General features: G+C 45.5%; 19 protein-coding genes and 1 other annotated feature. Of the genes, 11 read left to right on the forward strand and 8 right to left on the reverse strand.

What is annotated here, in order from left to right; all coding sequences use genetic code 11:
- The first annotated feature begins 240 nt into the window (after positions 1–240).
- Positions 241–1,245 carry a catabolite control protein A gene (gene ccpA, locus ACFQ1X_RS02890; protein WP_144838759.1) on the forward strand — a complete coding sequence of 335 codons (1,005 nt, stop codon included), beginning with the start codon at positions 241–243 and terminating at the stop codon, positions 1,243–1,245.
- Positions 1,246–1,306: 61 nt separating this feature from the next.
- On the opposite strand, the gene ACFQ1X_RS02895 is transcribed toward ccpA, so the two are convergent.
- From ACFQ1X_RS02895 to ACFQ1X_RS02905, 3 genes are read right to left on the reverse strand one after another with little or no spacing between them, the layout of a single operon-like run.
- Positions 1,307–2,500, reverse strand: a complete 1,194-nt coding sequence (locus ACFQ1X_RS02895) for an acetoin utilization protein AcuC (RefSeq protein WP_379081283.1) — start codon at positions 2,498–2,500, stop codon at positions 1,307–1,309.
- Positions 2,470–3,114: an acetoin utilization AcuB family protein gene (locus ACFQ1X_RS02900; protein WP_144838761.1), complete on the reverse strand. Its 645-nt coding sequence runs from the start codon at positions 3,112–3,114 to the stop codon at positions 2,470–2,472. The genes ACFQ1X_RS02895 and ACFQ1X_RS02900 overlap by 31 nt, the downstream gene beginning before the upstream one ends.
- 18 nt (positions 3,115–3,132) lie before the next feature.
- The gene (locus ACFQ1X_RS02905) at positions 3,133–3,765 is read right to left on the reverse strand and encodes a GNAT family N-acetyltransferase (RefSeq protein WP_144838763.1); all 633 of its coding nucleotides are present in this window, start codon (positions 3,763–3,765) and stop codon (positions 3,133–3,135) included.
- A 170-nt stretch (positions 3,766–3,935) separates the two neighbouring features.
- Between ACFQ1X_RS02905 and acsA the strand changes: the two genes are divergently transcribed.
- Positions 3,936–5,654 carry an acetate--CoA ligase gene (acsA, locus tag ACFQ1X_RS02910; RefSeq protein ID WP_144838765.1) on the forward strand — a complete coding sequence of 573 codons (1,719 nt, stop codon included), beginning with the start codon at positions 3,936–3,938 and terminating at the stop codon, positions 5,652–5,654.
- Positions 5,655–5,750: 96 nt separating this feature from the next.
- On the opposite strand, the gene ACFQ1X_RS02915 is transcribed toward acsA, so the two are convergent.
- Entirely contained in the window at positions 5,751–8,747 is a 2,997-nt protein-coding gene (locus ACFQ1X_RS02915) for a transglycosylase domain-containing protein (RefSeq protein ID WP_144838767.1), read from the reverse strand.
- Positions 8,748–8,852: 105 nt separating this feature from the next.
- Positions 8,853–9,047 (forward strand) — a binding site (T-box leader).
- A gap of 84 nt (positions 9,048–9,131) precedes the next feature.
- On the opposite strand from ACFQ1X_RS02915, the gene tyrS reads away from it, so the two are divergent.
- Positions 9,132–10,400, forward strand: coding sequence for a tyrosine--tRNA ligase (tyrS, locus tag ACFQ1X_RS02920; RefSeq protein WP_144838769.1), 1,269 nt, complete (start codon positions 9,132–9,134; stop codon positions 10,398–10,400).
- Positions 10,401–10,546: 146 nt separating this feature from the next.
- On the forward strand, positions 10,547–11,080 hold the full coding sequence (locus ACFQ1X_RS02925) for a general stress protein (protein WP_144838771.1): 534 nt from the start codon (positions 10,547–10,549) through the stop codon (positions 11,078–11,080).
- 98 nt (positions 11,081–11,178) lie between these two features.
- Here the strand turns inward: ACFQ1X_RS02925 and ACFQ1X_RS02930 are convergent, their stop codons facing one another.
- A complete protein-coding gene (locus ACFQ1X_RS02930) occupies positions 11,179–11,976 on the reverse strand; it encodes a cobalamin-binding protein (RefSeq protein WP_144838773.1) in 798 nt (265 codons plus the stop codon).
- A gap of 120 nt (positions 11,977–12,096) precedes the next feature.
- A complete protein-coding gene (gene rpsD, locus ACFQ1X_RS02935) occupies positions 12,097–12,699 on the reverse strand; it encodes a 30S ribosomal protein S4 (protein WP_144838775.1) in 603 nt (200 codons plus the stop codon).
- Positions 12,700–13,049: 350 nt separating this feature from the next.
- Between rpsD and megL the strand changes: the two genes are divergently transcribed.
- The gene (gene megL, locus ACFQ1X_RS02940) at positions 13,050–14,264 is read left to right on the forward strand and encodes a methionine gamma-lyase (protein ID WP_144838777.1); all 1,215 of its coding nucleotides are present in this window, start codon (positions 13,050–13,052) and stop codon (positions 14,262–14,264) included.
- A gap of 327 nt (positions 14,265–14,591) precedes the next feature.
- Positions 14,592–16,499, forward strand: coding sequence for a putative bifunctional diguanylate cyclase/phosphodiesterase (locus ACFQ1X_RS02945; protein ID WP_379081291.1), 1,908 nt, complete (start codon positions 14,592–14,594; stop codon positions 16,497–16,499).
- 718 nt (positions 16,500–17,217) lie between these two features.
- On the opposite strand, the gene ACFQ1X_RS02950 is transcribed toward ACFQ1X_RS02945, so the two are convergent.
- Positions 17,218–17,697, reverse strand: coding sequence for a GAF domain-containing protein (locus ACFQ1X_RS02950; RefSeq protein ID WP_144838780.1), 480 nt, complete (start codon positions 17,695–17,697; stop codon positions 17,218–17,220).
- A 14-nt stretch (positions 17,698–17,711) separates the two neighbouring features.
- Entirely contained in the window at positions 17,712–18,518 is an 807-nt protein-coding gene (gene hisJ, locus ACFQ1X_RS02955) for a histidinol-phosphatase HisJ (RefSeq protein WP_144838782.1), read from the reverse strand.
- A gap of 153 nt (positions 18,519–18,671) precedes the next feature.
- On the opposite strand from hisJ, the gene ezrA reads away from it, so the two are divergent.
- The 5 genes from ezrA (at position 18,672) to rarD (ending at position 25,919) form a co-directional block, all read left to right on the forward strand.
- The gene (gene ezrA / locus ACFQ1X_RS02960) at positions 18,672–20,375 is read left to right on the forward strand and encodes a septation ring formation regulator EzrA (protein ID WP_144838784.1); all 1,704 of its coding nucleotides are present in this window, start codon (positions 18,672–18,674) and stop codon (positions 20,373–20,375) included.
- 53 nt (positions 20,376–20,428) lie between these two features.
- Positions 20,429–21,547: a cysteine desulfurase family protein gene (locus ACFQ1X_RS02965; protein WP_144838786.1), complete on the forward strand. Its 1,119-nt coding sequence runs from the start codon at positions 20,429–20,431 to the stop codon at positions 21,545–21,547.
- Positions 21,537–22,739, forward strand: coding sequence for a tRNA uracil 4-sulfurtransferase ThiI (thiI, locus tag ACFQ1X_RS02970; protein WP_144838788.1), 1,203 nt, complete (start codon positions 21,537–21,539; stop codon positions 22,737–22,739). Before ACFQ1X_RS02965 ends, thiI begins: the two co-directional genes overlap by 11 nt.
- Before the next feature lie 108 nt (positions 22,740–22,847).
- Positions 22,848–24,419, forward strand: coding sequence for an acyl-CoA synthetase MbcS (gene mbcS, locus ACFQ1X_RS02975; protein WP_144838790.1), 1,572 nt, complete (start codon positions 22,848–22,850; stop codon positions 24,417–24,419).
- Between the two features lie 564 nt (positions 24,420–24,983).
- Positions 24,984–25,919: an EamA family transporter RarD gene (rarD, locus tag ACFQ1X_RS02980; protein WP_144838792.1), complete on the forward strand. Its 936-nt coding sequence runs from the start codon at positions 24,984–24,986 to the stop codon at positions 25,917–25,919.
- Positions 25,920–25,944: the final 25 nt, after the last annotated feature.

Here is a 25,944-nt window from a genome sequence, read left to right on the forward strand (position 1 = left end):
GTAAAGGGTTAAATAAGCATGCTCCTGTCTCTGCATCGCTACGCTAGCTTCGAGACATGAAAAACCGTTGCATCGCTTCGCTGCTTCGTCGCAAAGACTTGACCTCGCAAGCTTCGGCCAAGGTCTTAGCAAGCTGTTTTGCGGAATATCGTCTGCTAATCTATATTATTTCTGCATATTTAGTTGATATACATAAACTCACTGTCGTATGATTGTATAAAAGGGAAAGAGGGCGCTTACATGACCGTAACGATTTATGATGTGGCAAGGGAAGCGAACGTTTCCATGGCAACCGTTTCACGAGTAGTGAACGGCAACCAGAACGTCAAACCGGCCACAAGAAAAAAAGTATTGAAAGTGATTGAAGAGCTCGGCTATCGTCCGAATGCAGTGGCGCGCGGGCTCGCCAGCAAAAAGACCACTACGGTCGGTGTCATCATCCCGGATATTTCAAACAGCACCTATTCTGAGCTTGCAAGAGGAATAGAAGATATCGCAACCATGTACCGTTACAATATCATCCTGTCCAACTCGGACCAGAACGAGAACAAGGAATTACAGCTTCTTGAAACGATGCTTGGCAAACAGGTGGATGGCATAGTTTTCATGAGTGATATGATTACTCCTGTACTGCTTCATGAATTGGAACGGTCACCAACTCCGATTGTACTCGCGGGCTCGATAGAGGAAACCGGCAAAATTGCCTCCGTAAATATTGATTACTTTGAGGCGGCTTATGAAGCGGTTAAAAAATTAATTGAAAACGGGCATTTGAACATCGCATTCATCTCAGGGCCAATGACTTCTAAAATTAACAGGGATTACAAAATGAAGGGTTATAGAGAGGCGTTGGAAGATGCCGACATCACCTTTAAGCCGGAACTGGTAGTCGAATGCAATAATTCTTATGATGAAGGAATGCAGGCAGTGCTGGACTTGAAACCACATAAACCCACTGCTTATTTCGTCAATAATGATGAGATGGCAATCGGCGTGATCCATGCGGTGGAGGAAGGCGGGCAAAGTATTCCGGAAGAAGTTGAAATCATCAGCTATGAAAATTCAAAACTTGCCCGCATGGCTCGTCCAATGTTATCGTCTGTGGCATTGCCACTATACGATATCGGTGCCGTATCTATGCGTTTGCTGACAAAATATATGAATAAAGAAGAGATTGATGAGAATCAGGTTATTCTTCCTTATCGTATCGAAGAACGCCAATCCACTAAAAATGATGAATCTTAATAGTTTCCCACAAAAAAGCTGCCCAAGAGTCAATCTCGGGCAGCTTTTTTGCGTCTCAATTTCAAGACAGTTTTTTTTGCGTATGACGAATGATGTAGAGTGCTTTCTCCATCATTTGATGATTCTTATCGGTGATTTCCTCTTTTCTTGGAATAGCTTCATACATATTCTCAGGATCTTCCCAGGTTTCTATCAGTTTTACCGGAGACTCGGGTTGCCATTTATCGAGCCAGTTTTGAGGCAGTTTTCCGGATGGTTGCGGAATATCGTTCATCTCCAACCATAGATACGACCAGGCGCGGGGGACAACCCGCCAGATATCATAGCCGCCTCCTCCAACCGCAATCCATTTACCGCCACAATATTCGTGCGCCAGCTCATGTGCGATTTTGGGGATTTCCTTATAAATATCCATCGTTCCATAAAGATGTGTCAAAGGATCAAGATAATGGGCGTCGGCACCATTTTGTGAAAGGATTACATCGGGCTTAAAATGCTCCACAATTTCTTTCATGGCAGTACGATAGATTTCCAGAAAAGATTCGTCTTCTGTAAAGGCATCAATGGGAAAGTTGAAAGAAGTTCCATAGCCCTGTCCATTTCCGCGCTCATTGATATTGCCGGTCCCAGGAAAGAGATAGCGTCCGGTTTCGTGAATCGACACCGTACAGACGTCAGGATCATCATAAAAACACCATTGGACGCCATCGCCATGATGGGCATCTGTATCAATGTATAGAACCCGTGCACCATATTTTTCTTTCAGATAATTGATGGCGACAGAGCTGTCGTTATAAATACAGAAGCCGGATGCTTTTCCGCGGAAACCGTGATGCAGACCACCGCCAAGATTTAAAGCGTGCTGCGCTTTTCCTTCCATGACGTAATCGACAGCTGTCAGTGTGCCCCCAACAAGTCTGGCGCTCGCTTCGTGCATGTTTTCGAATATGGGGGTATCTTCTGTACCGATGCCATAGCCTTCTCCTGCTTGAGGGGTGATTTCACCTTTGCTCGCCTTTTTGACGATATCGATATAACGCTCATCATGTGCCAGCATCAGTTCTTCATCAGTTGCAATGCGGGCAGGGACAATCAAATCATCTGGAAGCGCATTCATTTCCCGCAACAGGTCAACTGTCAGTACAAGCCGCTTTTGATTGAACGGATGGGTTTCGGAAAACTTATAGCCCAGCTGATCGTCGGAGTAGACAAAAACTGCATGCTTTATTCGTTGATTTGCGGCATTTTTGGCCATAGGACATCAAAACCTTCTTTGCGTAAGTCATTAATTAGAGCAAGGGGATTCATGGTTTGGACACGGAAGACAAGAATTTTATTTTCCTTATTCTCTCTGTCCGGATAGACCAGAACACTGAGTACATTGATATTATGGCGAAAGAAAACCTCGGACACTTCCCGAAGCACACCTGATCGGTCATGGACACGGATTTCGATTTGTGAACCCGGCTGATGGGTTCCCGTTAACTCGATGAAGGTGTACAAAAGATCCGTTTCCGTGATAAAACCGACAAGCTTGCCGCTGCTGATGATCGGCAGGCAGCCAACCTTCTGTTCGTAGAAAACCATGGCAATTTCTTCGACAGAATCCATTGGATGGGCGGTGATAGGATTTTTGGTCATGATTTCTTCAACCAATTTTTGATAAGGTTCACCCTTCGGCGAAACGGTAAAACGGGAGGGAAGAGCATCTTTCAAATCGCGATCAGTCACAACGCCGACTACTTTTCCTTCATCCACCACGGGGGCATGCCGGATTCTTGCACGTTCAAACAGATCAATGACATCTTGCACTTTCTGCTGTGGGCTTAACGAATGGACCTCGGTTTTCATGATTTCTTCCAATAGCAATACAAACACCCCTTTTGGTTAGTACATATATCTGTGTTTAAAACGCAGTTGATCAAACTTCTGCACTGATTCACGGTCTACGCGACTGCCAATTTTCGCCATCAGGCAATTTGCAGGATGCGAGCTGATTTCCGGTTCGTCTGTAGCGTAATATTCCAGACCGCCAGCCTGCATCATTTTTTCCATGATTTTGCGGTATTCCCAAACATTGAGTCCGGTTCCCTTCAAATCCCAATGCCAATAATATTCAGTGGTAATAACGATGAAATCTTCCAGGGCATCATCCATCATTGACGTTTTCAATAAAGCTTTGCCGACGCCGCTTCCCCTGAATTTCGGAATCACTTCAATCGCTCCAAGCTCAATCAGGTTTTCCATATTTCCTTCGGACCAGCGTTCGAGCGGATCTGGATAGAGAAATGTGGCATATCCGACAATGGTATTATTGGACCTCGCGATAATAATGCGGCCTTCAGGCAACTCAGCTATCCCCACAACAGCTTTATGTTGTTGATTGGCTGGACGAAATGCTACCAGCTCTTCATGGAAATCCAGCGTTTGAAGCTCATGGGGAGGCACTGGACCTTCAATGATGATCCTGCCGTGTTTCGTTTTCAATTCCATAGCATTATAGGTTTTTTTATGTTCCATCATTTCACCGCCTGTATGTTTGCAATTAGCTTCATTATACATGATATACCAACATGATGGCTAATCACTTTGAAAGCGCTCTCCATTTTCTAAAAAGTGAAAATAATTAGCCATTCGTACATTGGCTGTTGTAGAATAATAACTAGATATGAATAGAAAGGATGGTTAGGATGAAAGTGGAATCATTGCCGGCATTGCCTGGAAACTACAATTTACATAATTACGATGAGGTCTCATCCCAATTTGACTGGAATGATGTTGAGAAGGAATTCAGCTGGTACGAAACAGGAAAAGTCAATATGGCGCATGAAGCAATTGACCGCCATGCGGAGTCTGACCGGAAAAACAAAGTGGCTCTTTATTATATGGATCAATTCCGAAAAGAGTCCTACACTTTTTATGAGATGAAACGAATGACAAACCGTGCGGCGAATATGCTGAAATCGCATTCAAACCTGGAGAAGGGAGATCGTATATTCATTTTCATGCCACGATCACCGGAATTATATTTCACGATGTTTGGTGCCTTGAAAATGGGTCTGATTGTCGGTCCATTGTTTGAAGCGTTTATGGAAGGGGCAATTTATGACCGGTTGGACGATAGTGATGCCAAAGCAATCATTACAACTCCGGAGCTGCTGTCGCGGGTGCCATTCGATAAGCTGCCGAATTTGAAAACAGTATTTCTGGTAGGAGATGATATTGAGGAAGACGATCATACGGTTGATGTTCTGAAGCACATTCCTAACTGTCCCGACAGTTTTGAAGTAGAATGGCTCGATAAAGAAGACGGTCTGGTTCTGCATTATACTTCAGGTTCCACGGGTAAGCCCAAAGGTGTCCTGCATGCGCAATACGCAATGGTACAGCATCTTCAGACAGCGAAATGGGTACTGGATTTCAACGAACAGGATATCTATTGGTGCACAGCTGACCCGGGTTGGGTCACGGGAACCTCATACGGTGTATTCGCTCCATGGCTGAACGGCACGACCACAGTAATTATCGGTGGACGCTTTTCACCGGAAGGGTGGTACAAAGCCATCGAAGACTACGGCGTGACTGTCTGGTACAGTGCACCAACTGCGTTCCGTATGTTGATGGGCGCTGGGGATGCTTTGGTGAAAGAATATGATCTGTCAACATTGCGACATGTGCTGTCTGTTGGAGAACCGTTGAATCCTGAAGTGATCCGCTGGGGGGCGGAGGTATTCAAACGGCGTATCCATGACACATGGTGGATGACAGAAACCGGTGCGCAGGTCATTTGTAATTATCCTTCCCTGGATATCAAACCTGGTTCGATGGGCAAGCCTGTGCCAGGAATTAAAGTCGCCATCGTTGACGATCAAGGCAATGAGCTTCCTGCCAACCAGATGGGGAATTTGGCCATTGAAAAAGGGTGGCCGTCCATGATGCGCCAAATCTGGAACAATCCAGAGAAATTCGAATCCTATTTCCTGAAGGATAAATGGTATGTTTCAGGGGATTCTGCCTATAAGGATGAAGAAGGATACTATTGGTTCCAGGGACGTGTGGATGATGTGATCATGACTTCCGGTGAACGGGTAGGGCCTTTCGAAGTCGAAAGCAAACTGCTGGAACATCCGGCCGTAGCGGAAGCGGGAGTCATTGGCAAACCCGATCCGGTGCGCGGTGAAATCATCAAAGCGTTCGTGGCATTGGTTGAAGGCTATGAGCCGTCTGAAGAATTGATACAGGACATTCAGCAATTTGTCAAAAAAGGCCTGGCTGCCCATGCAGCCCCAAGAGAAATAGAATTTAAAGATAAGCTTCCGAAAACAAGAAGCGGTAAAATTATGCGTCGTGTATTGAAAGCATGGGAACTGGATCTTCCGGCGGGCGATTTGTCGACTATGGAGGATTGATGGGAAAATAAAAAGGACAGCGGAATTTCTCCGCTGTCCTTTTTTATGCCGAAAAAGATCCGGCCCAGTTTAATTCGGGCCAGATCTTTTTGATTATTATGCTGCATCATCGGTATCTTCAGGATCTTCCGGTTCTTCAGGAGGATCAACCGGCTCTTCCGGTTCCTCAGGTTCTTCAGGAGGATCTTCCGGATCCGATGGTGGATTTTCCGGTTCTGCAGGCTCATCAGGCTCCGCCGGTTCCGCCGGCTCTTCAGGTTCTGTGGCCGGAGGTGATGGCATCGATGAAGCAGGAGAATCATTATCATTTTCGTTGTTTGGTTGTGTCTCTGGTTCAGGTGCTGCGATTGCTGCTGTATTGGAATTGGATGATTCTCTTCCAGTTATATCAACAGCGCGAACAGTATAACTTCCCGGTCCTGAAACTGTATAGGAGTTTCCTGCAGATTCAGAAATCGAACCAACTCGGGAATTATTGCGATAGACCCTGTAGCCCACGACGTCATTGGAAGCTGAATCGCTCCAAGTAAGTTGGCTTCCGTTTAGTGCTGCTTGAACGGCACCAGGTGCTGCATTGTCCGCATCAAAGGTCGTTGATGAAACAACATTAGAGAATCGTGAATCCGACGGGAACAGCTTGCTGGCATCTCCGCCATATGGGGCAAGAACTCTGTCGATAAAGTCTTCTGAAACGCCAACTCCTCCACCGGAAACAAATTCTGCAGGTGTGGAAGAAAGGGCGGCATAACGACTTCCATCAATCGTCGTATATCTGCCGGTCGTTAAGCTGTCATCAGGTTTTGTCGGGACCATGACGTCAGCTATGAATAAATCGGATCTGACAAGGCCATCTCCTGAACAGCTATCACTTGGAGCGAGACCGGAAATGCCGCAGAACGAACGGCTGACAATGCCAGCAGGTTCTTCAAACGTTTCCTGAGTACCGAAAAGTTCAGGGTCAACGTCATAAGAGGCATTCATCAAAGTTGCCCAAACCTGGTTAACGCGTGTAGACGGCTGAAGGGTGCTATTGCGCATAATGTCCAGAGAACTCGTCTCCTGGTCATAACCCAGCCAAACGCTCATTGTCACATTTGGATTATATCCAACAAGCCATACATCCCGTGTTTCTTGGGTTGTACCACTCTTGCCGGCGAAATCAGCATTAAATTTCAATAGATCATTTGCACGATTTGCAGTTCCGCGTGGCCCACTGAACACATCACGGAGCATATCGGTAATTACATAAGATGTTTGAGGAGTATAAACTTCCTCAGTTTCAATTTCATGTTCAAAAATAATATTTCCTTCAGGATCTTCAATCCGGTCGATCATGGAAGATGCTGCAAATGTGCCTCCATTGGCAAATGTTGCATAAGCATTGGCAACTTCTTCTGCCGTGCCTTCGATTCCCCCACCAAGTGCGGAGGTTGGATTGGCGTTTTCTGATTCCTCAACTGAAGAAAATCCGTTTTTCATCAGATAAGTGATTGGCATCTGATTTTGGATCTGAGCGAACAGGCGGATTGCCGGCAAGTTCTGTGACTGTGCCAAAGCGTCACGTGCAGACATAATGCCTTGTTCACTGGTAGCTGTAAAGTTGCTTGGTGTCCAAGGTCTTCCGTTACTTTGCATAACTTCAAATTTCACATCTACTACAGGGCTTCCGGCACCGATTTTTCCATACTCGAGAGCTGGACCATAAACCAATAACGGTTTTGCGGTGGAGCCGATGGAGCGGGATGCCTGAGTGGCGTAATTAAAATTGGAGACTTCATGGTCGCGTCCTCCGACAAAACTCAACATGCGACCCGTATCATTTTCGGTCGTAACGGAAGCGACCTGCACAGGCATCGGAACTTCTTCTTCCTCGCCTTCCTGGTTGATGATTGTTTTAGTCAGGGTCGGCCCATATGACTCGTAGGCATTCTTTGCAGCCTGTTGGGCGTCATATAATTCCTTGTCAATACTGGAATGGATCCGGTATCCTCTTGAACGGACCGCCCGGTCAGCCAAAATTTGATATTCTTCATATAGCTTGTCGTTTTCCAACAAGCTGGCAGGGTCGATTCCGGCTTCTTCAGCGAGCACATCCATGATGATGCGTGTCGCGCGTTTTTCAACTTCGGTTGTAATATGCGGGTATCTTTCATAAGAGCGGGTTTCATCTTCTCTGAAATCCTGGATGATATCGTAGGCGATTGCCGCATCGTATTCTTCCTGGGTAATGAATTCAGTTTCCAGCATGCGGTAAAGGACTGTTCTCATGCGGTCGATTCCAAATTCCAAGTACTCAGGTTCTTTCAGTCCGCCGCCTGATGAGTACGGTGTATAGCGGAAAGGCGCTTTTGGAATTCCAGCGATAAAAGCAGCCTGTGGAAGATTCAATTCGCTTGCCGGTACGTTAAAAATCCCATTTGCTGCAGTTTCAATGCCGGCGATATTCGTTCCGGCTGAATTTCTGCCGTAAGGTATGATGTTCAGGTAAGCTTCCAGAATCTCTTCTTTTTTCATGAATTTCTCCAGGCGCATTGCAAGTAAAATTTCTTTTGCTTTACGTTCGTAGGAAACTTCATTCGTCAGAATCTGGTTCTTGATGAGCTGCTGAGTCAGCGTAGAGCCGCCGGTTTGGCTGTCAGCATTTGAAACATCCTGGAAAAGTCCGCGGAATATCGCTTTCGGAACTATGCCTTCATGTTCATTGAAATATTCATCTTCGGTTGCCAGCACAGCGTCGATCGCATAATCAGACACCATATCAAGGTTCGTTTCTTCACGTTCGAGGTCGGTCTTCAATTTCCCTAAATATTCATCGTTTCCAAAGAATATTTCAGACGTTTCCTCATAGGCATAGATTTCACCGCGCATATCGCTTTCGGTGCGCAGTTCTTCTTCGTCCACTAAAGATGCGAAGTATCCTGCACCAACCGATGCGGCGAAAACTCCACCGATCATCAGCAGGATGGCCAACAGGATTGCAAGGTTCCAAAATACGCCAGTGGTAATATTCAGTCCTTTTGACCATTTTGTCGAGTGCCATTTATGATATATGTCTTCAGATTTCTTTTGCCAAGATCTTATTCGTTCACGCACAATATCTACCCCCTAAAATCTTTTTATATTATAACATATTCTTATATTGTCGACTAAGTTATTGACAATCTGCGATAATAAAGTACACTACTATTATCTTTTAATATTAAAACTGTGAAGAATCCGAAGTAGGAACTGTGATTTTTTAAAGAGAGCCGATGGTTGGTGTGAATCGGTAAAAACACAGAAGCTGAATTACAGGTTTGGAGTTTTCGGCTGTGCCCCGTTCGGCACATTTGAGGTGGAGGGAATGATTGAATTCCTTCAAGCTGGGTGGTACCGCGCAATTGCGTCCCTGCATGTCTGACATGCAGGGGCGCTTTTTTATTGTTTAAGAACTTCTGCATTGTCCGTTTAAGTAATTGTACTCGAGGAGGAATTGGAATGTCGAATGAATTATTGGAAGATCTGAAGTGGAGAGGATTATTATACCAGCAGACTGATGAAGAAGGGTTGGCTGAGGTTTTGGAGAAAGATAAGATCTCGCTGTATTGCGGTGTCGATCCAACTGCAGACAGCATGCATATCGGCCACATCGTACCACTTCTGACATTGCGCCGCTTTCAGATGCATGGCCACAGGCCGATCCTGTTGGTGGGCGGAGCCACAGGGATGATCGGCGATCCATCAGGCCGCAACGAGGAGCGCCAATTGCAGACTGCTGAACAGATCGACCGCAACGTGGACGGTATTAAAGTACAAATGCAGCAGATTTTTGATTTCCAGACTGAAAATGGGGCGCAAATGGTCAATAACCGGGATTGGATAGGCGCAATGAGCGTTATTGAATTTCTCCGTGATTTTGGTAAACTGATTTCCGTCAATTATATGCTTGCGAAAGATTCCGTGGCGTCCCGCCTCGAAACGGGCATTTCATTTACCGAGTTTTCATACACGCTGATCCAGGCAATCGATTTTAACCATTTATATGATAATTACAATTGCCGGGTGCAAATCGGCGGATCGGATCAATGGGGCAATATCACATCCGGTCTCGAAGTGATCCGCAAGACACACGGCGAAGAAACAAAAGCTTTTGGCATCACGATTCCGCTGGTGACAAAAGCGGATGGCACGAAGTTCGGAAAATCTGCCGGAGGCTCTGTGTGGCTGGATGCAAAGAAAACTTCTCCTTACGAGTTTTACCAATTCTGGATCAACACTTCAGATGCCGACGTCATCAAATACTTGAAAATTTTCACCTTCATCAGCCGTGAAGAAGTTGAGGCTCTGGAGAAAACGGTGGAAACAGAAGCGCATCTCCGGAAAGCGCAAAAAGTGCTTGCAGAAGAAATGACGAAATTGATCCACGGTGAATCCGCTTTGGATGATGCCCAGCGCATCACAAAGGCATTATTCAGTGGCGATCTCAAAGCGTTATCCGCAAGTGAAATGAAAGCAGCTTTCAAAGACGTTCCTTCTATTGAAATGGAGCGGACGGCTAAACCCATTGTCGATTTGATTGTTGAAGCCGGGATTTCTTCATCCAAACGGCAGGCGAGGGAAGATGTCACGAATGGAGCCATTTCTGTAAACGGTGAAAAAGTGACGGATCTTGATTACATCATTGATGGCAAGGACCGCCTTGAAGATACTTTTGCAATCATACGCCGTGGCAAAAAGAAATACCATATGGTGCAGTTTTTAGCGTAATATTCATAAAAAAGAGCGGGCCACTTCGTTTAGAATCCTCTTTTGTAATGGGTTTTATTGGTGTGAATGTTTAAACTGTTTTTCTGCGGGTAAATTTGAACCGTGAGACCCTTTATACTGACTTACAAATCTAAGGAGGCGTAATAATGTCAAGAGTAGTAGGTTCATATCGGACAGAAGAACAGGCAATTGAAGCGATTGAAGATTTAAAAAAAAGAGGACATCGTTCTGAGGACATTTCCGTTCTCGGAAAAAATGAAGAAAAAACAAAACATGTGACCGAAGAAACAGACACGCATGCCGGTGAAGGTGCAGCAACCGGAGCATTGGCTGGCGGGGCACTAGGTGGACTCGGCGGCGTTCTTGCCGGGATTGGTGCACTGGCGATACCTGGTATCGGGCCAATTGTTGCTGCCGGCCCGATTGTAGCCGGTTTAACCGGGGCTGCAGCAGGTGCGGGCGTTGGTGGTCTGGCTGGCGCATTAATCGGTATGGGTATTCCCGAAGATGAAGCGAAGGATTATGAAAACCGGTTCAATGAAGGTGAAATTCTCGTATTGGTTGAAGACGATACGCTGGATATTCCTGATCGCAAAGACCGCGAGAGCTTTTCAGAAACCGATCCATTGATCGGGAATACAGATAGAACCGGCGGTATCAGAGGGTCCAGAAGTCTATAATAATTATTTCGAATAAATTTCACAGACAAAAGCAACGCCTCCAATTTGGATGGCGTTGCTTTTTAATTGTAATAAAATGAAAAATTCTCCACAATCTTTTAATGCTTTAAAAAAGCCGGCATCTCCATTGAATTGAACTGTTCGGGATGCAGAAGCATGCCGAGTTTAATGGCTCCTTCAATCAGCCGGGGAGATGGGCGGCAATAGAGTTCTTCTTCCATTATGTGGATGTTGTCCGCAGCTTTCATTGACTCATAACCAGGCCTTTTTCGGACGAGTGCAGGTTTCACTTTATCAGTCATGATGCCGACCCATGCCAACAGGATATAATCCGGATCCCGGTGCAGAACATCTTCCCAATCGGTTTGGATGTTAGCCGAATCGATGTCATCGAATACATTGTGAGCACCTGTGATTTGACTGATTTCTGTTAGCCAATTGATCCGTCCGGGAGTGAAAATCGGTTTCGGCCACCACTCCCAGTAGAGTGAAGGGCGTCTTTCGGCATTGGCGGAACGCTCTTTTATCTCATCAATTGCTGAAACGTATGCAGAATATGCAACGAGCGCGTCGACACCACAAGCCTCACCGACTGCCAAAAGATCCTGGCCGATGTCATCCAGACTTTGAGGATTCAGGATCATATGGGGGATATTTCTTTTTTTCAATTCTTCCACATTTTTTTCCATACCTGGTACACTCAGCGACGCCAGTACCAAATCGGGCTTCAGACCTTCCAGTTCATCCATCCGTATGGAAAGGTCAGGACCGAGTCTCGGCAAGTGGGTGATTTGTTCAGGCCAATCGGAATAATCGTCTATGCCGACCAGCATGCTTTCTGCGCCTAAAAACGCCAGCAATTCAGTGTTGCTTGGACAAATTGAAATGATTCTCATTGCTGCACCTCCATTTTCCCCAGTTTATCATAAAGCAGGGGAGTCTTACCGGTGACATGGCGCTGAGAAACAGAAAAACCCCAAACCGGAGAATCCGGTTCGGGGTTTGAAATCGTAAGATTAACGTGAGTAGTACTCAACGATCAATTGCTCGTTGATTTCAGCAGACAATTCGCTGCGCTCTGGGTAACGTACAAATGTACCTTCTTTTTTGTCAGCGTCGATTGAAACATATTCAGGAACAAAGCTGTTCACTTCAATTGATTCATTGACGATGTCAAGGTTGTTTGATTTTTCACGGAAAGTAATCGTTTGTCCTGGTTTTACGCTGTATGACGGGATGTCAAGGCGTTTACCATCAACAAGGATGTGACCGTGGTTTACCAATTGGCGAGCCTGGCGGCGAGTGCGCGCAAGTCCTAAACGATAAACAACGTTATCAAGGCGGGCTTCAAGCAAGATCATGAAGTTTTCACCGTGTTTACCTGGCATTTTACCAGATTTGTTGAATAGTGTTTTAAATTGGCGTTCAGTTACTCCGAACATGAAACGAAGTTTTTGTTTTTCTTGAAGTTGCAAACCATACTCAGAAACTTTTCTGCGTTGGTTAGCTCCGTGTTGACCTGGTGCGTAAGGGCGTTTTTCTAATTCTTTACCTGTACCTGAAAGGGAAATTCCCAAACGGCGGGACAGTTTCCATGCTGGACCTGTATAACGAGACATAATAGTCTCCTCCTCTATTTTTGGTTTTTAGAGTAAAATAAAAACCAGATGCATTCATGCTGCAAGCCATTTTATAATCTTGTACCTTCGCTCAGCAGCCAAGAGTTACGCGATACACCTCTATAGTCCGGACCCAGACATTGGGTTAGTCATATAAGGAATAAAATGGGCGGGCAGGCACATACAACTGCTGCGATTATTTTACACAAAGCATAGTATAACCGGTTTCAACGCCAAAAGTCAATCTTTATTATCAACTATAGGAAGCCGGCTTTTCTTTTATGCGGTTTCGCGGTAGAATGAAGAGGATAGATGTAAGCGCTTTCTAAGTATGTATAAGGGGTGTAAAAATGGAAAAATCTAAAATGAGTATGGAAACTGCGGTCATTCACAGGGGCTATGACAGTGCGAAGCATCACGACAGCCTAGCAACTCCGCTTTATCAAACATCGACGTTTTCATTTGCCACTGCAGAAGAAGGGGAGGACCGTTTTGCCGGCAATACGGAAGGGAATATCTATTCCAGGCTCGGCAACCCGACAGTCCGTGTGCTTGAAGAACGAATGGCCGATATCGAATACGGCGAAGGGGCGCTCGCATTCGGGTCCGGTATGGCATCGGTAAGTGCTATTCTGATCTATTTGACGAAAGCCAATGACCATGTTCTGTGTTCGCGGGGGATTTATGGCTGCACTTTTGGTCTCCTTGAAATAATGGAAGAAAAATATGGCATTACCCACGACTTGGTTTCCATGGTTACTGAAGAAGAAATCGAAGCGGCGATAAAACCTGAAACAGTCTGCATTTACGTCGAAACACCAATCAACCCGACAATGGAACTCGTCAATTTGGAAGCGGTCATCAAAGTTGCCAACAGGCACGGAATCCGTGTAGTAGTCGACAATACATTCTGTTCACCTTATCTGCAGAATCCCCTGAAAATGGGAGCTGATTTTGTCCTTCACAGTGCAACGAAATACCTCAATGGGCATGGCGATGTCATTGGAGGTATTCTGGTTGGGAAAGACGGGCAGGAAATGCAGCATCTGCGTATGACAGTGCAAAAAGATGTGGGAGGCATCATGTCTCCGTTTGATGCCTGGCTCCTGCTTAGAGGACTGAAAACCTTGCATGTCAGAATGGACCGTCACATTGCCAATGCCGGCAAAGTTCTGCAGTTTTTACAGCAGCAGCCTGAGGTAAAGAAAATTTTCTATCCGATGGATGCAAGCCACCCGCAATACGATCTGGCGCAAAAGCAAATGGCAAAAGGCGGCGGACTGATTTCATTCGAGCTCGAAGGCGGTAAGCAGGAAGCGCAAAAATTCATGAATGCTTTATCCCTTATCAAAATTGCCGTGAGCCTGGGGGATGCCGAAACGCTTATTCAGCACCCGGCTTCGATGACCCATGCGGTTGTTCCGGAAGCATCCAGAAATGCAATGGGAATTTCCGATTCCTTGCTCCGGCTTTCCATTGGTTTGGAAGCGTCTGATGATATTATCGCCGACTTGACTGCGGCTTTTGAAAAAACGGCAACCAAAGCCAAGCTGCAGGAAATTTAAAATCGCGAGTGGAAAGATGGCGTAAAAGGAACCAATACAATTTATTAGGCAAGGCCAGTGGAGAATGCTGTATCCCTCCATTGGCCTTTTTATTGGAAATTCAGATGTTATAAATGCTAATAGTAAAAAATTGCAGGACCGACTTTTAAAATTCATCATTGCGCGTTTAATGATGAATAATTTATACTAGATAAACTATAATAAATTAATTCATATGAAGTATGTAAATGGAAAAATATTTGAAACTGTTAAGTATTTCTGAAATATGCCGATATTACACATAAATCGTCTGCGCAAATGCAGAATCCACTGGATGAGGTAGTTTACATGACAAATCACAGGATAAATAATAATTACATACTTGAGACTGAACAATTAAAAATGAAAGTGGCCAAGCGTCTGGGAGATGTGATGGGCTGGGGAAATCTCGTCGGAGGTATTATCTTCGGCCTCTATATGCTGATGGACCAGCGGAACGTTTCATTTTTGCAATATCCTGTTCCAATCGGAATGATCATCCTCGGTTTATTGTCTCTTTGGCTCAGTAAAAAGCGCGAAGGGGATGCGGTACGGCCTCATGTTTACTTACTGAATTACATGCTTTTTCCATTGATCCTGCTCTATTTTATAGAAGACGCCGCAACGACCATCTGGTCTTTGACTTTCTTGTATCTTCTGATGGCGATGACTTTGCAAAGCTGGAAAATGCTGATTTACTCATTTATCTCTTCAATGCTGGGACTTGGCATTCTAATGATGACAGCTCCAGCCCAAATGACTGTTCTGCTCGGAATCGATGATTACATCATCCGGATGGTGCTTTTTACAATCGCAGCGGCCATTTGCCTGCATGCCCTGTACTCAATTAACGATAAAGAGAAGTTATTATACCATTACATATACAAGGCGGAAGAAACAGCCTTTTTGGACCCGTTTTTAAAAATACCGAACCGCTATGATTTTAATTTGTATGTGGATCACAAACTGGAATCAACTGATATTTTTCTATGGAAACTGGAGTTGAATCAATTTCAATCCGTATATGATGTATTGGGTTATCAACGCACGGACGAATTGCTGTTGATGGTCAAAGAGAGACTGGAAGAGAAAATGCCCGGAGACATTTATTTGGCGAAAGGGGAAGGGAACACTTTCTTAGGGGCCACCGCTAATTTTAATAAGGAAGATGTGGAAACAAACCTGAAAAAAATGCTCGCATATCTGACAGCTCCGTATGATTTAGCCGGCTATGATTATCAATTGACCTTTAATATCGGGGCAGCATTTTCCGGAGCGGATGGCGAAACCAGTGATGAGTTGCTGCGCCACGCACAATTTGCATTGGACCAGGCAAAAGAAGAGGGCATCAATAGAGTCGCTTTTTCTTCCGACAAATTAAGAAGCAGCACAATGAACCAGGTACAAATTTCAGAAGCCTTGTACCAGGCGAATCTTGATTCGGAATTTCACGTGGTTTATCAGCCTCAAATTGAATTGGAAACCAATCAGATTATCGGAGTCGAGGCGCTGATCCGTTGGAACCATCCTCAGATGGGAATGATTTCGCCAGGTTTGTTTATTGGTATTGCAGAGAAAAATGGATTTATCATACAACTTGGCAAATGGATTCTGGAAAAAGCGTGCTGGGAAGTTCAGATGCTGTCAGATTCCATCGGGCGTCCTTTAAAACTTGCGGTCAATGTATCTTTCATACAAATCAGGCAGGAAGGATTCGTCGAAGATGTTCTTCAGATTTTAAAGAGGATCGGATTCGCACCTGACCGGCTGGAAATTGAATTGACCGAACGTTCATTATTTGAGAACCGGCCTGAAGATTTGGCTAAAATCAATGCTCTGCGGGCGAAAGGAATCCGGATTGCCATCGATGATTTCGGCACCGGCTATTCTTCCTTTGGAATCCTGGCAAAAGTGCAGGTCGATAAAATAAAAGTTCCCCGTGATTTTATTGAAAATGTAGACAGTAATCCCAACAGCCAGCGAATCGTTACGACCATTGCTTCAATGGCAGATCGTTTCCAGCTGACGTGTCTGGCTGAAGGAATTGAACGGCTGGAGGAAAGTAATTTTCTACATCAGCTCGTCTGTCAGGAAGTGCAAGGGTATTATTACGCTAAACCGGCGGTTATCGATCAGGTTGAAAAATGGCTGTCGATGCCGCGTGAAAAATTGATCAAAGTGGTTTCAGCAGACAAAATGGACATTGCACCAGAATAAAGAAAAACCGGAAACTCTTCGACAGAGTTTCCGGTTTTTTGAGCTTGTTGAGAAAGTAAAAATGAAAGCCGATATTCCGCAAAACAGCTTCGCTTGCCAAAACCCGTGCTCCTGCATCGCTGCGCTAGCTTCGTCGCAAAGCGTCGGCCGAACTGCCTTCGGCCAACACTTGGCTTGCGCTGAGCTAACTCGGTCTCGTTGCACATCGCCCGAGTGGATCTTGCACTTCGTCGGCATTCGCCTGCTCCCCTGGGCGTCTTCGCTGTTTTGCTCCATATCTCAGCTCTTTTTCTATAAAGGAATAGACGTTTAAGTGTGTGGTATGTGAGAAGGTGAACACTTGCATTATCAGCACAGAACAGAATGAAGCGGCAGGCGGCGACTCCATCGGGAACCAGAGCGAGTCCTGAGACCTCGCAGGGAAGGTTTGGCAGAACAGCATTCGGTCGAACCTTTGCGACGAAGCGTTGAACGCTGCAACGGTTTTCTTGTCTCGAAGCTAACGCAGCGATGCAACGCTCTTCCATGTCCCGAAGCTAGCGCAGCGATGCAGGGACAGGGACAGAGACAGGAGCATCGGTTTTCAACGCGAAGCGAGCGAGGAGACTCAGGCAGCTCCCCGAGGAAAGCGGCCGCCTAGAGCAAAATGATTGGAGAAGTGGTCGGTTTTTCGACAGCCAAGAAAAACCGGAAACTCTTCGACAGAGTTTCCGGTTTTTTAGATGTGGCGCATTAAAATTTCAGTGAATGCCTCGAGGCCCAGTTGATCTTCTTCGGTAAAGCGACTGAGTTCCGGGCTGTCGATGTCGAGCACGCCGATGACTTCGCCGTCTTTGATCAATGGTACAACAATCTCCGAACGCGAAGCTGCGTCACAGGCGATATGTCCGGGAAACTGGTGAACATCTTCCACCAGCATGGTTTTCTTTTCAGAAACGGCGGTTCCGCAAACGCCGCGTCCAACCTGGATGCGCACACAAGCCGGGAGCCCCTGGAAAGGTCCCAGGACCAATTCGCCTTCTTCCATCAAATAAAAACCGGCCCAATTGATGCGTTCAAGAAATTGATTGAGCAAGGCTGCCGCATTGCTTAAATTTGCAACTCTGTTTGTTTCACCCGTCAAAAGCGCATCAAGCTGTTTGCCAAGCATTGAATATTGATCGGCGCGTGTGCCACTGTAATCTGTTTGTGTAAACATGGAGAACCTCTTTTCTAATTCATAGTGGATTCATTATAAAATTTTTCCTGATGCTTATGCAAGCCTGCGACATTGTGGGCATCGGATCCGAATATGAGCGGAATGCCAAGAGAAATTGCATAAGGAAGATAGACTTCCGGCGGATAGGATTCGCGGCATCCGGGTTTGGACAAGCCGGCACTGTTCAAGTCGATTTCGCAGCTGTTATCTGCAATGTTCCGCAACAGCCCTTTGATCCGCGCCTGATCGTCGATCTTTTCCCCATGGTCAAGCTGGAATTTGTGTACCAGCGTCGGATGGCCGATGCGTTTTGGTTTATAGGAACCAAGGTCAGCCAATACTGATGCTTCGACAGCATCGTAGTAGCGGTCATAGAGGTTTTGGGTGGATCCCGCAATTTTTGCTGCATCGAAAAAGACTTCTTTACTGAAATCGATGCACATGTAACGGCCTTCAAGTTTAAGGAAATGTACAGACAGGATCGAATCGTCGAGTCGTGGACCCCATTGATCCAGAAAATTCTTGATTTCATGCTCATATCCTTCGATAAAATCAATTTCAAGACCTGTCCGTATTCGGATATCTTTCTTATATATGTCTTTAACTCTTTCGACAGCATCGAGATATTCCGATAAGGCAGCTAAATCCATCCCGCTGTCCTTGTCAGGCGTCGTATCTGTAAAGGAAGGGGGAAGGGGGGCGTGCTCTGTGAAGCTGATATCCTTAAAACCGGATTTTATCGCTTTTTCCACATATGCTGCCAACGAGTCTTTCGTGCCGTGAGGGCAATAAGGAGAATGGATGTGCGCATCTCTTTTCATTGTAAAACCTGCTTTCGAATGGAATGAAAATATTTATATGATTTATTTTATTTTCGCGAACACAAAAGGCCATTACATGTTAAAATAGGAGAATCTAGAATTTTATTTACATAGTGCTGGAAATGTGATTTTGAACAGGGGGCTATATGACTTATGGTGAAGTATATCATCATTGCGGTCATCATTCTATTAGCGTTAATTATCGTCGGCTTTATGTTTCGGAAGAAACATCATGCGGAAATTGAACGCTTGGAACAATTAAAACTGCAAATACAAAACAAACCGATATTAGAAGAATTGACAAAAGTGAAACAATTGAACATGAACGGCCAGACAGAAGAAATGTTTGAACGCTGGCGCGCAACTTGGACCGAAGTCATGGATGTACATATTCCGCAAATTGACGGCCTGCTTTTCGATGCAGAAGATGCAATCGACCGTTTCAAATTCGGGAAAGCATCGGCTTCTGAAAAAGAAGCGGAAGAGAAAATTGGTCAGGTCGATCAACAGATGAACGAGATTCTTGTTGAACTCGAAGAACTGATCGGCAGTGATGAAAAAAACCGCAGTGAGATGGATCTTCTCAGAGACCAATACAGACAAGCCCGCAAAAGCCTATTGGCCCACCAACATTCTTATGGTGCCGCCGCCGGCCAGCTCGAAAGGGAGCTGGAAACTTTCACTCCGCTTTTTGATGAATATGATCAGCTGACGGCGGAAGGGAATTACTTAAAGGCCCGCGAAATTGTCATCAGCCTTTCAGGCGAAGCCAAGCATATCTTCCGACTGATAGAAGTCATTCCGCCATTGCTTGCGGACATCCAGTCAAAAATTCCTTCCTATATAAATGAACTGCGGAATGGCATACGCGAAATGGAATCTCAAGGCTATTATCTGGAACATCTGGAAATTTCGGTTCAGCTGGATGCGATGGAAAAAGAACTCGCTGCAGCAAAAGAACAAGTGATCAGCCTCAATATTGAAGAGCCGCAAGCTTCTGTCGAGGAAATGAAGGAAAAAGTGGATTCATTCTATGAACTGCTTGAAAAAGAGGTCGAATCAAAACATTACGTGGATCAGCATAAAAATACAACGGCTGACTTGCTGGAAAAAGTTACTGCAGAAACAAGGGAAATGTCGGATGAGTGTGCTGTGGTCCAACAAAGCTATAAAATTCAAGAGCAGGATGTGAAAATTCCCAAAACCTGCCTGGAATCTCTCGAAGAACTTCAGAAGCGATTTGATTTGTTGCATTCCCGCACACTGGAAGACCAATCCGCCTATTCAAGCCTTCACCAAGAGTTGAGTGAAATACGTGCCGAACTGGAAACGATTAATGCCACTCAAAGCAGTTTCTCAGAATCGCTGAAAAGCTTGCGGACAGATGAGCATCAAGCGCGCGCAAGACTAGAAGTTCTGAAAAGGAAATTGCAGGAAACAGACAGAATGCTGCATAAAGCCAACACTCCAGGAATTCCCGAAGAAATGGATGTCCGGCTGGAAGAAGCGGAAGAAAACTTATTTGTAGCGATGCAAGGCTTACAGGAAGTGCCATTGAATATGAAGTTGGTGGATAATTACCTGGTAAAAGCCGAACGTTCCATTGATGAAGTGGAAGAAAAATCGGTTGAGATGGTTGAAAATGTCCAATTGATCGAACGCATTATCCAGTATGGCAATCGTTACCGGAAAACAAATCCGCAAATGAACCATAAACTGATGGAAGCTGAGGAATCTTTCCGTCAGCTCCGTTATTCGAAAGCACTGGAAGAAGCTGCGACAGCAGTCGAAAGCTTTGAACCGGGTTCGATGAAACGGATTGAAGTTTTAGTTAAAGAGAATGCTTGGAGAATGTAAAACTTGAAACCACCAGCTCCCGTGCTGGTGGTTTTCTTTTCGGAGGTTATAGGATGATCTATTTCGATAATAGTGCAACAACAAAACCCAAAAAAGAAGTATTGGAAACGTTTATGAAAGCAAGTGAGGAATATTACGGCAATCCGGCATCCCTTCATAAAATTGGCAATGATGCGGAAAATTTATTAGAGTCTGCACGTAAGCAAATTGCGCAATTGTTGAATATGAAACGGATTGTCTTCACTTCAGGCGGCACTGAATCGAATAACCTGGCGTTAATTGGCACGGCGACCGCCTATCGGCACCGGGGCAGCCATGTCATATCCGCAGTGACCGAGCACGCATCAGTGTTGAAGACATTGGACGAACTTGAATCCAGAGGATTTGAAATCACAAGACTGTCAGTTGATAAGGCTGGTCAAATCGATTTAGATGAGTTGAAGGCGAGCCTGAGAAACGATACGATCCTTGTGTCATTGATGCATGTCAACAATGAAACCGGCGTCATCAATCCACTTTCGGAAATTAAAAAGATTATAAGCTCAACACGGGCTTTTCTTCATACGGACGCTGTCCAAAGCATCGGCAAAATTGGACTGGATCCGCAAAATACGCCAGATCTGTTGACGCTGTCTGCCCACAAAATTCATGGCCTTAAAGGCGGTGGCATTCTCGCATTTAATAATTTTCAACCGGAGCCGATCATTTATGGCGGAGGACAGGAAGCAGGGATTCGCAGCGGAACGGTTGCAGTTCCCCATGCCGCTGCTTTGGCAAAAGCATTGAGGCTTGCGCAGCCGAATCCGCTGTTCCCGGAATGGAATCGGAGCCTGCGGGAATTTTTCAGTACTTTTGACGATATCATGATCATCAGTCCCGACAGTGCGGCACCCCATATTCTATCTCTGGCATTAAGTGGTGTTACAGGGGAAGTGCTGGTCTCCGGACTTCAGGATGAAGCGGTGATCGTATCCACCTCGAGTGCCTGTTCCTCGAAAAACACGGAAACCAGCCATGTCATCGACGCGATGAATGTGCCGCCCGTTTTCAGGGACGGTGTTATTCGAATCAGTTTCGGAGCATTTACGACACAACAGGATATAATGGACTTTCAACATGCATTCAAAAAGGTCCATCGGATTATCAAAGGAGTTCGAAAAAATGAAAACTAATCAGATACTCATCAGATACGGAGAACTATCTACAAAAGGAAAAAACAGAAGCTCTTTTGTCGGCCGTCTCCGTGATAATATTCATCATACATTCAGTGACCTTGGAAAACTGAAGATCAAAGCGGAACGCGACCGGATGTTCATCTATTCAGATAGCGAAGAAGATATGGAACAGGTCATAGCTCGCCTTCCAAAAGTTTTTGGCATCCAGTCTTTCAGTCCGGTTACCGAAACGGAATTATCGTTGGAAGCGATGCAGGAAGCCGCCAGGATTTTGGTGGGGAAAATGGATAAAGAAGGAAAAAGTTTTAAAGTTACTGTCCGGCGGGCCAATAAGGATTTTGAGCTGCAGAAACCGGAAATCCTCCATGGCATCGGCTCACATGTACTTCGGGCATTTCCGGAATTGTCGGTCCAGATGAAAAATCCGGATATCGATTTAAAAGTCGAAATCCGCGAAAAATCTGCCTATATGACGGCTGAAGTCATCAGCGGTGCCGGTGGTTTACCAATCGGAGCGGGAGGGAAAGCGTTGTTGATGCTGTCGGGAGGTCTCGACAGTCCGGTCGCGGGTTATCATATGTTGAAGAGGGGCGTCAGATTGGAATTGATTCATTTCTTCAGTCCTCCATTTACAAATGAACGCGCAAAAGAGAAAGTTTTTGATTTGGCCCAAAAATTGAGTGAATTCGGTTCATCCGTTAATCTTCACATCATACCTTTTACAAAACTTCAGCAGGAAGTCCATAAACAGGTGCCCGATAATATCACGATGACGTCTACACGCCGTATGATGATGCGCGTCGCGGATGGCGTCCTTCAAGCCACTGACTGCAAAGCGATCATCACCGGTGAGAGTCTGGGGCAGGTGGCGAGCCAGACACTTGAGAGTCTGTACGCCATCAATGCGGTAACCACTACACCTGTGTTGCGGCCATTGATTGCAACAGATAAATTGGAAATCATTGATACAGCGATGAAAATCGGAACGCATGATATTTCGATCAGGCCCTACGAAGATTGCTGCACGATTTTCACACCGGCAAATCCGAAAACAAAACCTAAGCTGGAAAAAGTGGAGTATTACGAGGAATTTGTGTCATTTGAAGAACTGATCCAGGAAGCTGTTGATGAGCGCGAAATCATTAAGTTTCCAAGACCTAAAGAGACTGAGTTCGATGATTTATTGTAAAGGCCGCCAATGGGCGGTCTTTATTTATATTAAATTATTTTGAATACTAAAATTATTGCGTTACAATAATAAGGGTATAAACAGCAAATAATTTTAGGGGGTTTCAACATGGACCGTGAAGCATTATTGGCACCGAAAGATTATAATCTTGTAGATGAGATCGAAAAATTTGCAAACGGAACCGGTAAACTGGCAATTGTCTGGGAGAATGATGGTGGGGATTCCAAAAAAGTTACATATGATGAACTGATGGCACTGGCCAATAAAGCCGCCAACAGTTTTGAAAAGGCAGGTCTTCAAAAAGGCGATGTTGTGCTTGTCATGGTCCCGAGGCTGATTGAAGCTTATGTAGCTTATATCGGGGCATTGAAAGCGGGTCTCACTGTAATTCCCAGTTCAGAGATGCTCCGAGCAAAAGATATTTCCTATAGATTGAATCATAGCGGTGCAAAAGCGGTTCTCGCATATGAACCATTCATGGATCAATTCAACGAGGTTCCGGAAATGGATCGTGTGGTGAAATTCGTCATCGGTAACTCCGACAGTTCATGGGTTTCCCTGACGATGGAAATGGAATCGGCATCCGATCAGTTTAACAAAGCGGAAACGGTCAGCGATGATATGGCGTTTCTGTCCTATACATCGGGCACTACTGGAAATCCAAAAGGAGCCGTGCATAGCCACGGATGGGCATATGCGCATCTGCGGACCTCTGCAGAGCATTGGCTGGGTGTAAACGAAGGCGACCTGGTCTGGGCAACAGCAAGCCCCGGATGGCAAAAATGGATCTGGAGTCCTTTCCTGGCAACTTTAGGCAGTGGTGCGACCGGATACGTCTATAACGGGAAATTTGATCCGGAAACATATTTACAGATTCTTGAACGCCAAAAAATTAATGTCCTGTGCTGCACGCCGACAGAATATCGGCTGATGGCAAAACAGCAAAACCTGTCCACCTTCAATCTGTCTTCACTTCACAGTGCGGTGTCAGCCGGTGAGCCGCTCAATGCCGAAGTCATCAATGTCTTCAAAAAACATTTCGGGCTGGAAGTCAGAGATGGCTACGGCCAGACAGAAAATACGCTGCTGGTTGGCGTTATGAAAGGGATGGATATCCGTATCGGCTCTATGGGCAAACCCACTCCGGGCAATAAAGTGGAAATCGTCGATGAGTTCGGTCAGCCCTGCAAACCTGGCGAAGTCGGAGACATAGCCGTCCACGCTGAAACACCTGCTTTGTTTAAGGGCTATCACAACGATGATGAACGCACGAAAATGCAATTCCGCGGCGATTACTATATTACCGGAGACAAAGCGTCAAAAGATGACGACGGCTATTTCTGGTTTGAGGGACGAGGTGATGACATCATCATTTCTTCCGGTTATACGATTGGGCCCTTCGAAGTGGAAGACGCCTTGGTAAAACACCCCGCTGTGCAGGAATGTGCCGTTGTCGGTTCACCGGATGAAATCCGTGGAACCGTCGTAAAAGCGTTTGTGGTGTTGGTTGAAGGAGTTAACCAGACCGATGAGCTGGTGAAAGAGTTGCAGAATCACGTCAAGGAATTGACGGCTCCTTATAAGTATCCGCGGTCGATCGAGTTTTTGGACCAATTGCCGAAGACCGCATCCGGTAAAATCCGCCGGGTCGAACTTCGCCAGAAGGAAATGAATAAATAAGAACTAGCAGCCGGAAAATTCCGGCTGCTTTTTAAGGCTATCGAGAAACCGACAACTTTACCAATTATTTCGCTCTAGGCGGATGCTTTCCGCGGGGAGCGTGTCCTGAGCCTCCTCAGTCGCGTTGAAAACCGATGCTCCTGCAGCGCAGCGATGCAGAGACAGGAGCACATCTTTGCACTTCACCGCCTGCCGCATCATTCTGTTCTGTGCAGAAAATGGAAGTGTCCTCTTCTTCACTTGTAATAAACTTAAAAGTTTATTCCTTTATAGAAAACGATCTGAGATATGGAGCAAAACAGCGAAGACGCCCAGGGGACCAAGCGAAGTGCTGAGATCCACTCGGGCGAAGTGAAACGAGACCGAGTTAGCTCAGCGCGAGCCCCCAGGCAAGCAAGCTGTTTTGCGGAATATCGGCTACCATGTCATATCTTACTTATTTATCATACTGCAGAGCAGCCGGAAAATTCCGGCTGCTCTTTTAATTGCCTTAGCTAAGCTTGGAGCCTATAATTGAATAATGTTTCGTTTTGCAAAATAACAATAGAATGGTGAGTATTGAATATGGCAGATGAGAAAAAAGGGATAATCTATACAATACTTACTTACGCGATGTGGGGAGTCCTTCCAATCTATTGGAAGCAGCTTGGACATGTTCCAAGCGACGAAATCCTGGCAGCACGAATTTTTTGGGCATTCTGGGTTACAGTGGCATTCATATTTGCAATTGGCGGCCATAAAAAACTGCTGGCAGACCTGAAAAGCCTCTGGAAATCGAAGAAAGCTTTTTTTACATTGATGCTGGCATCCTATCTGATCACGCTGAACTGGTTTCTCTACATATTTGCGGTGACCAGTGACCGGATAGTCGAAACGAGTCTGGCCTACTACATCAATCCGCTGGTTTCGATGCTGCTGGGTGTGTTCTTTCTGAAAGAGAAGTTGACACCTGCCATCAAATTCGCATTCGTGCTGGCAGCAATCGGTGTTGCGATCCTGACGATTTCCTATGGCTCATTCCCGTGGATGGCCGCCGGAATGGCATTCAGTTTCGCTTTTTATGGACTGATCAAAAAAACGATTAAATTGAATGCACTTCGCGGACTGGCGCTCGAAACTCTGTTTGTCCTGCCGGTCGCCACTGTTTTTTATATTTACCTGTTTGCAATCGACAGGGCTTCATTTACAACAGTCAACGCAGAAACCGATTGGCTGATGATCCTCAGTGGTGCCGTCACGGCCCTGCCATTATTTTTATTTGCAAGCGGTGCTCCGCTCATACCCATGTATATGATAGGATTCCTGCAATATATCGCGCCTACTATGATGCTCGTAATCGGGGTGATGATTTACGGGGAGGAATTTAACCGGATCAGCCTGATATCATTTTCATTTATTTGGGTCGCATTGATCCTTTTTACAGCATCCAAAATGTCTGAGGCACATAAGATCCGGAGAGATAGGGTTCAAAAACCGATCGCCTATAATACAAAACAATGAAACATTTTATGAAGTAAGGCGTATA

This window comes from Metaplanococcus flavidus, from assembly GCF_042675885.1.
GTDB classification, from domain to species: Bacteria; Bacillota; Bacilli; order Bacillales_A; family Planococcaceae; genus Planococcus; species Planococcus flavidus.

What these genes read in the sequence shown, in the direction of transcription:
- ccpA (WP_144838759.1), top strand. Translation starts at nt 241, where the DNA reads ATGACCGTAACGATTTATGATGTGGCAAGGGAAGCGAACGTTTCCATG.
- ACFQ1X_RS02895 (WP_379081283.1), bottom strand. Translation starts at nt 2,500, where the DNA reads ATGGCCAAAAATGCCGCAAATCAACGAATAAAGCATGCAGTTTTTGTC.
- ACFQ1X_RS02905 (WP_144838763.1), bottom strand. Translation starts at nt 3,765, where the DNA reads ATGGAACATAAAAAAACCTATAATGCTATGGAATTGAAAACGAAACAC.
- acsA (WP_144838765.1), top strand. Translation starts at nt 3,936, where the DNA reads ATGAAAGTGGAATCATTGCCGGCATTGCCTGGAAACTACAATTTACAT.
- tyrS (WP_144838769.1), top strand. Translation starts at nt 9,132, where the DNA reads ATGTCGAATGAATTATTGGAAGATCTGAAGTGGAGAGGATTATTATAC.
- ACFQ1X_RS02925 (WP_144838771.1), top strand. Translation starts at nt 10,547, where the DNA reads ATGTCAAGAGTAGTAGGTTCATATCGGACAGAAGAACAGGCAATTGAA.
- ACFQ1X_RS02930 (WP_144838773.1), bottom strand. Translation starts at nt 11,976, where the DNA reads ATGAGAATCATTTCAATTTGTCCAAGCAACACTGAATTGCTGGCGTTT.
- rpsD (WP_144838775.1), bottom strand. Translation starts at nt 12,699, where the DNA reads ATGTCTCGTTATACAGGTCCAGCATGGAAACTGTCCCGCCGTTTGGGA.
- megL (WP_144838777.1), top strand. Translation starts at nt 13,050, where the DNA reads ATGGAAAAATCTAAAATGAGTATGGAAACTGCGGTCATTCACAGGGGC.
- ACFQ1X_RS02945 (WP_379081291.1), top strand. Translation starts at nt 14,592, where the DNA reads ATGACAAATCACAGGATAAATAATAATTACATACTTGAGACTGAACAA.
- ACFQ1X_RS02950 (WP_144838780.1), bottom strand. Translation starts at nt 17,697, where the DNA reads ATGTTTACACAAACAGATTACAGTGGCACACGCGCCGATCAATATTCA.
- hisJ (WP_144838782.1), bottom strand. Translation starts at nt 18,518, where the DNA reads ATGAAAAGAGATGCGCACATCCATTCTCCTTATTGCCCTCACGGCACG.
- ezrA (WP_144838784.1), top strand. Translation starts at nt 18,672, where the DNA reads ATGGTGAAGTATATCATCATTGCGGTCATCATTCTATTAGCGTTAATT.
- ACFQ1X_RS02965 (WP_144838786.1), top strand. Translation starts at nt 20,429, where the DNA reads ATGATCTATTTCGATAATAGTGCAACAACAAAACCCAAAAAAGAAGTA.
- thiI (WP_144838788.1), top strand. Translation starts at nt 21,537, where the DNA reads ATGAAAACTAATCAGATACTCATCAGATACGGAGAACTATCTACAAAA.
- mbcS (WP_144838790.1), top strand. Translation starts at nt 22,848, where the DNA reads ATGGACCGTGAAGCATTATTGGCACCGAAAGATTATAATCTTGTAGAT.
- rarD (WP_144838792.1), top strand. Translation starts at nt 24,984, where the DNA reads ATGGCAGATGAGAAAAAAGGGATAATCTATACAATACTTACTTACGCG.